9 protein-coding genes, 1 tRNA gene and 2 rRNA genes (1 of these 12 cut by a window edge) are annotated in these 12,658 nt (G+C 48.5%); 11 read left to right on the top strand and 1 reads right to left on the bottom strand.

Annotation, left to right across the window (positions count from 1 at the left end; genetic code table 11):
* The 11 genes from MHH48_RS00390 to MHH48_RS00440 form a co-directional block, all read left to right on the top strand.
* Nucleotides 1–2,751 (top strand): 23S ribosomal RNA (locus tag MHH48_RS00390) (it extends 176 nt beyond the left edge of the window).
* A 96-nt stretch (nt 2,752–2,847) separates the two neighbouring features.
* Nucleotides 2,848–2,964, top strand: a 5S ribosomal RNA gene (rrf, locus tag MHH48_RS00395).
* A gap of 422 nt (nt 2,965–3,386) precedes the next feature.
* Nucleotides 3,387–4,844: an IMP dehydrogenase gene (guaB, locus tag MHH48_RS00400; RefSeq protein ID WP_076326357.1), complete on the top strand. Its 1,458-nt coding sequence runs from the start codon at nt 3,387–3,389 to the stop codon at nt 4,842–4,844.
* A gap of 152 nt (nt 4,845–4,996) precedes the next feature.
* Entirely contained in the window at nt 4,997–6,415 is a 1,419-nt protein-coding gene (locus MHH48_RS00405; RefSeq protein ID WP_076326358.1) for a D-alanyl-D-alanine carboxypeptidase family protein, read from the top strand.
* A gap of 163 nt (nt 6,416–6,578) precedes the next feature.
* The gene (gene pdxS / locus MHH48_RS00410; RefSeq protein ID WP_071221106.1) at nt 6,579–7,460 is read left to right on the top strand and encodes a pyridoxal 5'-phosphate synthase lyase subunit PdxS; all 882 of its coding nucleotides are present in this window, start codon (nt 6,579–6,581) and stop codon (nt 7,458–7,460) included.
* Between the two features lie 15 nt (nt 7,461–7,475).
* Nucleotides 7,476–8,063, top strand: coding sequence for a pyridoxal 5'-phosphate synthase glutaminase subunit PdxT (gene pdxT / locus MHH48_RS00415; protein ID WP_076326359.1), 588 nt, complete (start codon nt 7,476–7,478; stop codon nt 8,061–8,063).
* Nucleotides 8,064–8,252: 189 nt separating this feature from the next.
* On the top strand, nt 8,253–9,536 hold the full coding sequence (gene serS / locus MHH48_RS00420) for a serine--tRNA ligase (RefSeq protein ID WP_076326360.1): 1,284 nt from the start codon (nt 8,253–8,255) through the stop codon (nt 9,534–9,536).
* Between the two features lie 72 nt (nt 9,537–9,608).
* Nucleotides 9,609–9,697 (top strand) — tRNA-Ser (locus MHH48_RS00425).
* Nucleotides 9,698–9,866: 169 nt separating this feature from the next.
* Nucleotides 9,867–10,208: a hypothetical protein gene (locus tag MHH48_RS00430; RefSeq protein ID WP_076326361.1), complete on the top strand. Its 342-nt coding sequence runs from the start codon at nt 9,867–9,869 to the stop codon at nt 10,206–10,208.
* Between the two features lie 107 nt (nt 10,209–10,315).
* The gene (locus MHH48_RS00435; protein WP_076326362.1) at nt 10,316–10,465 is read left to right on the top strand and encodes a spore protein; all 150 of its coding nucleotides are present in this window, start codon (nt 10,316–10,318) and stop codon (nt 10,463–10,465) included.
* Between the two features lie 307 nt (nt 10,466–10,772).
* Nucleotides 10,773–11,858, top strand: a complete 1,086-nt coding sequence (locus MHH48_RS00440; protein ID WP_076326363.1) for a hypothetical protein — start codon at nt 10,773–10,775, stop codon at nt 11,856–11,858.
* 87 nt (nt 11,859–11,945) lie between these two features.
* On the opposite strand, the gene tadA is transcribed toward MHH48_RS00440, so the two are convergent.
* Entirely contained in the window at nt 11,946–12,383 is a 438-nt protein-coding gene (tadA, locus tag MHH48_RS00445; RefSeq protein WP_251036189.1) for a tRNA adenosine(34) deaminase TadA, read from the bottom strand.
* Nucleotides 12,384–12,658: the final 275 nt, after the last annotated feature.

Genomic DNA, 12,658 nt, shown 5'->3' on the forward strand with positions numbered 1-12,658 from the left:
AGGAGGCATACCCAGGGAACTGAAACATCTAAGTACCTGGAGGAAGAGAAAACAAGAGTGATTCCGTCAGTAGCGGCGAGCGAACGCGGAACAGCCTAAACCAGAGAGCTTGCTCTCTGGGGTTGTGGGACGTCTCACATGGAGTTACAAAGGAATTTATTAGGCGAAGAGGTCTGGAAAGGCCCGCTATAAGAGGTAAAAGCCCTGTAGCCGAAAGTATATTCCCTCCGAGACGGATCCCGAGTAGTGCGGGGCACGTGAAACCCCGTATGAATCCAGCAGGACCATCTGCTAAGGCTAAATACTCCCTAGCGACCGATAGTGAAACAGTACCGTGAGGGAAAGGTGAAAAGCACCCCGGAAGGGGAGTGAAATAGATCCTGAAACCGTGTGCTTACAAGAAGTCAGAGCCCTATCTATGGGTGATGGCGTGCCTTTTGTAGAATGAACCGGCGAGTTACGTTCCCATGCAAGGTTAAGGCGAGAAGCCGTAGCCGCAGCGAAAGCGAGTCTGAATAGGGCGAATTAGTATGTGGACGTAGACCCGAAACCGTGTGATCTACCCCTGTCCAGGGTGAAGGTGCGGTAACACGCACTGGAGGCCCGAACCCACGTATGTTGAAAAATGCGGGGATGAGGTGGGGGTAGCGGAGAAATTCCAATCGAACTCGGAGATAGCTGGTTCTCCCCGAAATAGCTTTAGGGCTAGCCTCGGAATTGAGAGTCGTGGAGGTAGAGCACTGATTGGGTGCGGGGCCCGCAAGGGTTACCAAGCTCAGTCAAACTCCGAATGCCATAGACTTATATCCGGGAGTCAGACAGTGAGTGCTAAGATCCATTGTCAAAAGGGAAACAGCCCAGACCATCAGCTAAGGTCCCCAAGTGTGTGTTAAGTGGGAAAGGATGTGGAGTTGCACAGACAACCAGGATGTTGGCTTAGAAGCAGCCACCATTTAAAGAGTGCGTAATAGCTCACTGGTCGAGTGACTCTGCGCCGAAAATGTAACGGGGCTAAACACACCACCGAAGCTATGGCTTGATGCTTTGCATCAGGGGTAGGGGAGCGTTGTGTATGCGTTGAAGGTGTACCGTAAGGAGCGCTGGAGAGTACACAAGTGAGAATGCCGGTATGAGTAACGAAAAGATCAGTGAGAATCTGATCCGCCGAAAGCCCAAGGTTTCCTGAGGAAGGCTCGTCCGCTCAGGGTAAGTCGGGACCTAAGGTGAGGCCGAAAGGCGTAATCGAAGGACAACAGGTTGAAATTCCTGTACCACCGTAAACCGTTATGAACGATGGGGTGACGCAGGAGGGTAGTGACGCGGACTGATGGATGTCCGTCCAAGCAGTGAGGCTGATGTGTAGGCAAATCCGCACATCGATAAGGCTGGGCTGTGATGGGGAGTGAAAATTATAGTAGCGAAGGTCATGATCTCACACTGCCAAGAAAAGCCTCTAGTCAGGTGAAGGTGCCCGTACCGCAAACCGACACAGGTAGGCGAGAAGAGAATTCTAAGGCGCGCGGAAGAACTCTCGTTAAGGAACTCGGCAAAATGACCCCGTAACTTCGGGAGAAGGGGTGCCTCGGTAGGGTGAATAGCCCGAGGGGGCCGCAGTGAAAAGGCCCAAGCGACTGTTTAGCAAAAACACAGGTCTGTGCGAAGCCGTAAGGCGAAGTATACGGGCTGACGCCTGCCCGGTGCTGGAAGGTTAAGGGGAGCGGTTAGGAGCAATCCGAAGCTGTGAACCGAAGCCCCAGTAAACGGCGGCCGTAACTATAACGGTCCTAAGGTAGCGAAATTCCTTGTCAGGTAAATTCTGACCCGCACGAATGGCGTAACGACTTGGGCGCTGTCTCAACGAGAGATCCGGTGAAATTTTAATACCTGTGAAGATGCAGGTTACCCGCGACAAGACGGAAAGACCCCATGGAGCTTTACTGCAGCTTGATATTGGATTTGGGTACGATCTGTACAGGATAGGTGGGAGCCTTTGAAGCATGAGCGCCAGCTTGTGTGGAGGCGACGTTGGGATACCACCCTGATCGTATCTAGGTTCTAACCTGGTACCGTAATCCGGTACGGGGACAGTGTCAGGCGGGCAGTTTGACTGGGGCGGTCGCCTCCTAAAGAGTAACGGAGGCGCCCCAAGGTTCCCTCAGAATGGTTGGAAATCATTCGAAGAGTGCAAAGGCATAAGGGAGCTTGACTGCGAGACCTACAAGTCGAGCAGGGACGAAAGTCGGGCTTAGTGATCCGGTGGTACCGCATGGAAGGGCCATCGCTCAACGGATAAAAGCTACCCTGGGGATAACAGGCTTATCTCCCCCAAGAGTCCACATCGACGGGGAGGTTTGGCACCTCGATGTCGGCTCATCGCATCCTGGGGCTGAAGTAGGTCCCAAGGGTTGGGCTGTTCGCCCATTAAAGCGGTACGCGAGCTGGGTTCAGAACGTCGTGAGACAGTTCGGTCCCTATCTGTCGTGGGCGTAGGAAATTTGAGAGGAGCTGTCCTTAGTACGAGAGGACCGGGATGGACGTACCGCTGGTGCACCAGTTGTTCCGCCAGGAGCATGGCTGGGTAGCTACGTACGGAAGGGATAAGCGCTGAAAGCATCTAAGCGTGAAGCCCCCCTCAAGATGAGATTTCCCAATTAGTAAGACCCCTTGAAGACCACGAGGTAGATAGGTTGGAGGTGGAAGTGCAGCAATGCATGGAGCTGACCAATACTAATCGGTCGAGGGCTTATCCAAAAAACACCCCAATATTACATTGGGGAAATGCTACGGATTCTAAAACACGCAAATTCGTTTCGTATCTAGTTTTCAGGTGATCAAGCATCTGAGCCGTTTGGTGGCGATGGCGGAAGGGTTCCACGCGTTCCCATACCGAACACGACCGTTAAGCCTTCCAGCGCCGATGGTACTTGGACCGAAGGGTCCCGGGAGAGTAGGACGTCGCCAAGCGAACAACCATAAAGACCGTTATCGAGTAATCGATAGCGGTCTTTTCCTATATTCAATAGCACGTATTTATGAAATCGAGACTATCTCGTACCAGGTTGGGTGATACTAAACGACAGCTATTCATTGAACCTCTAGGAAATACCTTAAGGGATTGGCATATTGGCAGACGAGGCTTAAACGCGGGTGATTCTCCATTTAATAGAAGAAACCCGCCGTTTGTCCATTCCTAAGGGACAGGATAACGCGCTGGATGGATACTTGCGAACTTCGGGCAAAGGGCGAATTTCAATCCTTGACAGCCTATGGGCCCTTTGCTAAGATGGCAATAATATATTTCTGAAAATACTTGAAAATGCCGTCCGGTCCAGCTCTGACAGTAGTTGTAGTCCGCAGGAAGACGACAAAAAGGAGGAATAACCCAGGTGTGGGAAGATAAGTTTAGCAAGGAAGGCTTCACTTTTGACGATGTATTGTTGGTTCCTAGAAAATCCGAGGTACTTCCAAAAGAAGTGGATGTTAGCACCAAATTGAGCGAGCATGTGAAATTAAACATCCCGCTCATCAGTGCTGGGATGGACACCGTAACGGAAGCTCCTTTGGCAATTGCCATTGCTAGAGAAGGCGGAATCGGCATTATTCATAAAAATATGACCGTTGAGCAACAGGCAGAAGAGGTTGATCGGGTTAAACGTTCGGAAAGTGGTGTTATTACGAATCCTTTTTCCCTCCATGCTAATCATCTTGTATCCGATGCAGAGGAGCTCATGGGTAAGTTCCGGATTTCCGGTGTACCGATCGTAGATGAGAACAATAAGCTGATCGGGATTTTGACGAATCGTGATCTTCGTTTTGTTCATGACTACAATACGGTAATCAGTGAAGTGATGACCAGCGAGAATCTGGTGACAGCTCCGGTCGGAACGACTCTTCAAGATGCCGAAATGATCCTACAGAAGCATAAGATTGAGAAGCTGCCTTTGGTAGACGATGATAATGTTCTTAAAGGACTTATCACCATTAAAGACATTGAGAAGGCGATTCAGTTCCCTAGAGCAGCTAAGGACGCTCAGGGTCGCCTGCTTGTAGGTGCAGCGATCGGAATCTCCAAGGATACCTTCGAAAGAGCAGAGGCGCTTGTGAAAGCTGGCGTAGACGTCATTACCGTTGACTCTGCCCACGGTCATCACATCAATATCATTGACTCCGTTCGCAAACTGCGCGAAGTGTATCCGGATTTGACGATTATCGCTGGTAACGTGGCTACAGGCGAGGGCACAAGAGAGCTTATCGAGGCCGGTGCATCCGTCGTTAAAGTCGGAATTGGGCCTGGATCGATCTGTACGACCCGTGTCATTGCCGGGATTGGCGTACCTCAAATCACAGCAATTTATGACTGTGCAACGGTTGCTAAGGAGTATGGAGTGCCAATTATCGCAGATGGCGGTATCAAATACTCAGGCGAAATTACGAAGGCGATCGCAGCCGGTGCAAATGCCGTTATGCTGGGCAGCATGTTTGCCGGTACGGAGGAGAGCCCAGGCGAAGCTGAGATCTATCAAGGACGCCGTTTCAAGGCTTACCGCGGTATGGGTTCCCTTGCTGCCATGAAACAAGGCAGTAAAGATCGTTATTTCCAAGATGACGACAAGAAATTGGTTCCGGAAGGTATCGAGGGTCGTGTTGCTTACAAAGGGCCTTTGGCAGATACTATCCATCAGTTGATCGGTGGATTGCGCTCCGGCATGGGCTATTGTGGTACGCAAAACCTGGAGGAACTACGGACGGACACCCAGTTTATCCGTATCTCTGGCGCAGGACTTCGTGAGAGCCATCCACATGATATCCAAATTACCAAAGAAGCACCTAACTATTCGTTGTAATTCACTCGAAAGAACAAGGATAAACAATATATGTCATTTATTTCCTGGACAGGCTGGATGAAATTCATCTAGCTTGTCTTTTTTTGATACCCCCCCTATGATAGAATAGAACGAGTTAATGACTTATTGAGAATTAGAGGGGAGTAGTTCCATTGATAGACATGTCTGTAAAGAAGAATAAGCGACAACGCATTCAAAGAACGTTGGCATCCTTGATGCTGTTTAATATACTTTGTTTCTCTGCTGCACCTGCGGTTTCACTCGCGGCACCTAGTATGCTGGCAACAGCGGATACAACGAACGCCACAGAGGACAAAGCGACAACCGAGAAGGCGACAACAAATAATGCGAAGCCGGATAAAGTGCCATCGATTGATCAGCTTGGACTGGATGTAAGCTCTGCCGTATTGATAGAGCCATCAACAGGACAAGTCCTACTATCCGTTAATGCTGATGAGGCATTACCACCGGCGAGCATGACGAAGATGATGACGGAATACATCGTTGCAGAGAAAGTAAAGCAAGGCGAATTAGCTTGGGATGACGAGGTCACTGTAAAAGAAAACGCAGCAAAAACGGTAGGCTCACGGATATTCTTGGCTGAGGGTGACCAACATACAGTGGAAGAGCTCTACATAGCCATGGCTGTTGGTTCAGCGAACGATGCTACGGTAGCATTGGCTGAACATGTGGCTGGTTCCGAAGAAGAGTTTGTTGCCATGATGAACGATACGGCGAAAAAGATGGGCTTGAAAACAGCTTTTTTCATCAATTCTACAGGCCTCAGCCGTGCGGATATGCCTGAAAAATATCGTCCTGAAGAGGATAAGGAAACGGTTATGTCGGCAATGGATACAGCTTTGCTTGCCAAATTCATTGTCGAGGATCACCCTGATTTTGCAAGATTCACAGCTATACAATCCCACAAATTCCGGGATCGGGATACGAATCCGATCATCAACTACAACTGGATGCTTGAAGCCAATAAAGATATTACCAACTTCAAGAAATATGCTTATGAAGGATTGGATGGTTTAAAAACAGGTCATACCAATGCGGCTAAGTATTGCTTCGCGGGCACCGCTGAGCGTGATGGCATGCGGCTGATTAGTGTGGTCATGGGTACGAAATCCGAAGGAGCCCGTTTTGTAGAGTCCAAAAAAGTCCTTGATTACGGCTTTGACAACTTCGAAGTGAAGGAAGTTCAAGCTGCCGGTGCAACCGTGCAAGGCTTTGAAAACGTCGAAGTGAAGAAGGGTAAAGGCAAGGAAGCTGCACTCGTAACCGATAAAGCAGTCACTTTTGTTGTACCCAAAGGCTCAACAGGCAAGAACATTACCTTTGAAGCCAAGCAGGACTCCTCCAGCTTGACAGCTCCTGTTGCTAAGGATACGAAGGTTGGTACGGTGACCTACACATATAAAATAGAAGGTATGAAGGACACCCAGACCGAAACGGTAAATCTAATCACCGCGGAGGAAGTTGAGAAGGCAGGCTGGTTCAGTTTGTTCCTGCGGGCGATTGGAGACTTTTTCGCCGATTTATTTGATTCCATCAAAAATCTTTTCTAACCGCCGATAAATTCCGAGTAAATGGGTTGTGTATTTGATTTTGATGCGGTAAAATATCAAGTTAGATTCATTGCAAGCATGCACCTATACAGGTACAGACTAGGTCGCCAGGTAATGCTGTAATGGCGATGAGATACAACATATAATCGGGAGGCTAGGGGACATGGAAACAGGAACATCAACTGTAAAAAGAGGTATGGCGGAAATGCAAAAAGGCGGCGTCATTATGGACGTCATGAATGCGGAACAAGCGAAGATCGCTGAAGCTGCCGGTGCAACGGCAGTTATGGCGCTGGAGCGCGTTCCTTCCGATATTCGCGCTGCTGGGGGAGTAGCACGGATGGCTGACCCAACCATCGTTGAGGAAGTCATGAAAGTTGTATCCATTCCAGTTATGGCCAAAGCTCGTATCGGTCATTATGTCGAGGCAAAAGTGCTTGAATCTCTTGGCGTGGATTATCTCGACGAGAGTGAAGTGCTGACACCGGCGGATGAAGTGTTCCATATCGATAAATGGGATTTCACGGTACCGTTCGTATGCGGTGCGAAGGACCTCGGTGAAGCGCTTCGTCGTATTGGTGAAGGTGCATCCATGCTCCGTACGAAAGGCGAGCCGGGAACAGGTAATATCGTGGAAGCCGTTCGCCATATGCGCCTCATCAACAGTCAAATCCGTAAAGTTCGTAACATGTCGAAGGACGAGTTGTATGCGGAAGCGAAGAACCTCGGTGTTTCCTATGACCTCCTGAAGGGCATTCATGAGACAGGCAAGCTGCCTGTCGTTAACTTTGCAGCTGGCGGCGTGGCAACACCTGCAGATGCCGCATTGATGATGCATTTAGGCGCTGACGGTGTCTTTGTTGGATCCGGTATTTTCAAATCGGACAGCCCTGAAAAGTTCGCTCGTGCGATTGTTGAAGCGACTACGCATTATGATGATTATAAATTGATTGCTGAAGTATCCAAGAACCTGGGTACTCCGATGAAAGGCATCGAGATATCCAAGCTTAGTCCAGCTGAGCGCATGCAGGATCGCGGCTGGTAAGAGAGAAGGGGTAACATGAAGGTCGGAGTACTGGCACTTCAGGGTGCCGTTGCAGAGCATATACGGAGCATTACGCTTGCTGGTGCCGAGGGGGTGCCGATTAAGAAGGTCGAGCAGCTAGACTGCATTGACGGCTTGATCATCCCTGGCGGCGAGAGCACCACCATCGGCAAGCTGATGCGCAAGTATGATTTTATGGATGCGATTCGTCAGTTCTCAGCCCAGGGTAAACCGATATTCGGAACATGCGCCGGACTGATCGTGCTGGCTGAGCGAATTCAAGGCGACGAAGAGGCTCATCTGAAGCTGATGGACATTACGGTGGCGCGGAATGCATTTGGACGTCAGCGTGAAAGCTTCGAGACCGATTTGCCTGTAAAAGGAATCGAGGAACCGGTACGGGCTGTCTTCATCCGTGCGCCGCTCATTCTAGAAGTGGGTGCGGGCGTTGAGGTCCTGTCCACTTATAAGGATGAGATCGTCACAGCCAGACAAGGACATCTGCTCGCAGCTTCCTATCATCCGGAGCTGACGGACGATTACCGACTTCATCAATATTTTGTGGAGATGGTTCGATCCCGGTCTACGGCACCACAGACGTAATAGTTACAGTAGAAGACATCTTGACTCTTTGGCAGTATGTGGGAGTCAAGTTGTCTTTTTCGCTGAAATACAATAAGATGTATCGTATGTAATAACGTACAATGCAGCCTTGTCCCAAGACTTTTTATCAACATATAGGGCAGCTGCTTCGATATACTTGATGGATGTTTTACTTTAGGAGGGTTTCCCGTGTTAGACGTAAAAATATTGCGCAGCGAGTACAGTCGTGTAGAAGAAGCGCTGAAGAATCGAGGCAAATCGCTCGATCTGATTGCGGATTTTCCTAAGCTTGACGCCCGGCGCCGGGAATTGCTGCAGGAAAGCGAAAGTTTGAAGAATCGCCGCAACACCGTGTCGGCTGAAGTAGCCAAGCTGAAGAAGAATCGTGAGAATGCCGATGATCTGATTCTGGAAATGCGACAAGTGTCAGACCAGATTAAAGCGATGGATGAGGAAGTTCGTGAGCTGGAAGCCAGCATATCCGAGCTTACTTTGGCGATTCCGAATATCCCTCATGAGAGTGTGCCGGTTGGCGCTTCGGAGGAGGAGAACGTGGAAATCCGCCGCTGGTCGGAGCCAAAAGCTTTCGATTTCGAGCCTAAGGCACACTGGGAGCTTGCTCAGAATCTGAGTATTTTGGATTTTGAAGCAGGTGCGAAGGTAACGGGTTCACGATTTACGTTCTACAAAGGTTTGGGTGCTCGTCTTGAGCGGGCCTTGATCAGTTTTATGATGGATCTGCACAGCGACAAACACGGCTATGAGGAAATGCTGCCTCCATATATCGTCAACCGGGACAGCTTGTACGGAACAGGACAACTGCCTAAATTCGAAGAGGATTTATTCAAAATTAGCGATACCGACTACTACTTGATCCCAACTGCTGAGGTTCCTGTGACGAACTATCATCGCGAGGAAATCTTAAATAGTGAGGATCTGCCTAAATATTACGTGGCGTACAGCTCATGTTTCCGTTCGGAAGCCGGCGCGGCAGGGCGTGACACACGAGGGCTCATTCGTCAGCATCAGTTCAACAAGGTTGAGATGGTGAAGATTGTACACCCGGAAACATCTTTTGATGAGCTTGAGAAGATGACGGCGGATGCGGAGCGTGTGCTTCAGCTGCTGAATCTTCCTTATCGCGTAATGGCTCTCTGTACCGGGGATATGGGCTTTGGATCCATGAAGACATACGATCTAGAAGTTTGGCTTCCAGAGAGCGGCGTATACCGTGAAATCTCCTCATGTTCGAATATTGGGGACTTCCAGGCTCGCCGTGCCAACATTCGCTTCCGTCCGGAACCGAAGAGCAAGCCGGAATTTGTCCACACCTTGAATGGTTCCGGGCTTGCGGTAGGACGTACCGTCGCTGCGATTCTGGAGAATTATCAACAGGCTGATGGATCCGTAGTTATTCCCGAAGTACTTCGCCCGTACATGGGGAACGTTAGTATCATCGAACAGAAAAAATGAGTTGATAAAATAGTTTGTCTTGTGGTATAATGATTTTTGCACGTGATTCATTTGCATGAATCATTACCACGTGGAGAGGTACCGAAGCGGTCATAACGGGGCGGTCTTGAAAACCGTTAGGGTGCAAGCCCACATGGGTTCGAATCCCATCCTCTCCGCCATACATAATCAAACGCAAGCCGTTTCCTTTAAGGAATCGGTTTTTTTATTGTCTTTTTTACTAGAGGAAGGTATTGATTGTTCTGTTCTGCAGTAGGTTTCTGCTTTATGGAGGCTGCTGTATAAAACATCCCCTGTTATCGCAATTTATAGAGAAGGGGAGGTGTGAACATGAACTCAGAACTGAATGTAGATCAGTCGACGCTGGTCAATGCCTGGCAGGAAAGGCTGTCCACCATATTAAAGCCGGGGGATCGCGCAGAAGTGGCAGCAGACGAAGGGGATCCAAACGCCATCCGCATTCACATTGATGCAGCAGGTCGCCAGGATTATTCGTTTGATTTTCAATGCACGTATGTGGATTCGCGGGAAGTGAAGGTCGATCTGGTCGATGTAGAGCGTGAGGGTGCGACGACGGATGAGCGTAATGAGAATATTCAGGGCATGGTGGGCGATTATACGCGCCATATTCATGAGTGTGCCCAAACGCTGCAGCAAATCACGCATCACTAGTTCCATGAATGAGTGAGACAGTTTCCATACTGTCCTTCATGATATGGACATCAAAGGTAGGATAGGCGTAGGACATCGTTGTGATCCATGAAATGGAGGGCTATCAGATGAGCAAACCAAAGGCGATTCCGGTACCGGAAGCACAGGAGCAGCCGAAGCAGCGCAAGGACCCTGACCGTGGCGGCCAGGAGCCGCTGTCAGGCTCGCACAGAGCGAAGATCCGTAAACAGGATGGACATTTCAATCCGGAGGGCTAGAAGCCTGTAGGAGCCAAATACGGAGAGGCTAGAAAGCAAGAATCGAGGGAACTTCCTGTATTTCGACAGGAAGTTCTTTTTTTCGATTTGAAACCTTTTGCGTCCAACTTCCGTATTAGTGTTCAAGTGTAATATTTTGGGGCCCCACCTTATTCGCATGTTAAGAAGTTTAAATTTAAGATGGATGGAAAAAGAAAGGAAATAAAATTTCAGTAAATATTCCAGAAAGTGTTTCTCATTTTGGTTAAATGGTTTATGATTAGAAGGTCTGTTATTTTTTTGACTGTTAGAGGGGAGAGAAATTTTAATGAACAAGAAGTTTGCAGCTATCATGCTGACACTGCTGCTCACAGTGACAGTTGTACTTTCCGGCTGCGCCAAAAAAGAAGAGCCTAAGGCAGCGATGACGAATGCTGCCACGAACGCGATGAAGATGACATCCTACGAAATGAAGAGTAAATTTGTCATTGAAGACCTTCAAGTTAACATACCTGCAGTTGAAGGCGATCCAAGCGTAACACAGGCGATGACGATGTTGAAGAATGCTGAGGTCACGCTGGACGGTATCTACCAAGCGGATCCAATGCAAACCGAGATGAAGATGGGTATCAATCTGAAGGGTGACATGGCAATGTCCTTCAACATTGATATGGTGATGACGAAAGAGAAAATCTACGTTAAGATTCCAAGCATTCCAATGCTGCCATTCCCAGAGGACGTTGTTGGTAAATTCCTCGTTATGGATATGAAAGAGCTTGCTGAGCAATCCGGTGAAACATTTAATCCGGAAAGCCTGGATACCGAGAAATCCCAAAAATTCGTAAACGAAATCCTTGAAGCTTTGCTGAGTGAATATGACCAAGCGAAATACTTCAAAGAGATCAATGTTAAAGATGCTGGCCTTCCAGAAGGCGTGGATGCCAAACAAGTGGTTCAATTCTTTGTAACCAATGATAACCTGAATGAAGCATTGGATATTATGGTAAACAAGGTTGCACCTAAGGTTGTTGACATTGCAGCTAAAGACGAGTACCGCGAATTGCTCGGTCTGACCCAAGAAGATATCGACTCTGCTAAAGCTGAAGTATCCAACGTTAACCAAGACGAATTCAAAGCGGGCTTGGAAGAGATGCAGAAGTATCTGAAGATCAACACATTCAACATCAACACGGCTATCGATAAAAAGGATTTCCCTGCATATCAGGATATTGTGTTGAACGTTGATTTCAATGATCCAGAAACGAAAGAGAACGTAAAGTTGGCTGTGAAGGGTAGCACCCAATACAACAACATCAACGCTAAACAAGAGTTCAAAATCGGTATTCCAAAAGATGCTGATGTCATCACGATGGAGCAATTTGAGGAATCCATGAGCCAAATGGGCACTTATTAATATCATTCATCGTAGACAACAAAACCCGGCCATCATGGCCGGGTTTTTACGTTTCTATACATATCTATACATATTACTATACAAGGATTATATTTTCCCGCGCAAACGTCGGAAGAACTGGGTGAGTAGTGATGCGCATTCTTCCTGCAGCACGCCCTCAATCACGTTAGTACGGTGATTAAAACGCGGTTCTTGAAGCAAATTCATCAGTGTGCCGGCACAGCCGGCTTTGGGATCGCGAGTGCCATAGATCAGCTGTGGGACCCGGGATTGGACGATAGCACCCGCACACATGGGACAGGGCTCCAGCGTCACGTACAATCGACAGTCGAGCAGCCGCCATGCTCCAAGATGTTTGCTTGCCTCACGGATAGCCACCATCTCGGCATGGGCCGTCCCATCATAAGTCGTTTCACGCAAATTGTATCCACGGCCAATAACCTCATCACCCCGCACGATGACAGCGCCGATAGGAACTTCGCCGAGCTCTTCGGCTTTCCGTGCTTCCGCGATGGCTTCTCTCATCCAGCGTTCATGATTATCGTTATCCACAGCCAGTGGGTCTATTGAATTTGATATCAAACTAAAGTCTCCTTTCACAGCCGGTTAAAACCCTGTATTTATACCCAATGTTCAACGAACATTTATTCGTTTGTTAACATGTTGTGGACAGAATTGTGGACAACTGAGATGTTATACACAAAGTTATACACATTATCCACAGATAAGTTGTGTATTTGTGCGCAATCTGTGGATACGTTGTTTTCTTACCGGGAATGGCCTCTTATATTGTAAGGATT

It is taken from the genome of Paenibacillus sp. FSL F4-0100 (assembly GCF_037993005.1).
Lineage (GTDB): Bacteria > Bacillota > Bacilli > Paenibacillales > Paenibacillaceae > Paenibacillus_AQ.

What these genes read in the sequence shown, in the direction of transcription:
- pdxT (WP_076326359.1), top strand. Translation starts at nt 7,476, where the DNA reads ATGAAGGTCGGAGTACTGGCACTTCAGGGTGCCGTTGCAGAGCATATA.
- pdxS (WP_071221106.1), top strand. Translation starts at nt 6,579, where the DNA reads ATGGAAACAGGAACATCAACTGTAAAAAGAGGTATGGCGGAAATGCAA.
- MHH48_RS00440 (WP_076326363.1), top strand. Translation starts at nt 10,773, where the DNA reads ATGAACAAGAAGTTTGCAGCTATCATGCTGACACTGCTGCTCACAGTG.
- MHH48_RS00435 (WP_076326362.1), top strand. Translation starts at nt 10,316, where the DNA reads ATGAGCAAACCAAAGGCGATTCCGGTACCGGAAGCACAGGAGCAGCCG.
- MHH48_RS00430 (WP_076326361.1), top strand. Translation starts at nt 9,867, where the DNA reads ATGAACTCAGAACTGAATGTAGATCAGTCGACGCTGGTCAATGCCTGG.
- tadA (WP_251036189.1), bottom strand. Translation starts at nt 12,383, where the DNA reads ATGAGAGAAGCCATCGCGGAAGCACGGAAAGCCGAAGAGCTCGGCGAA.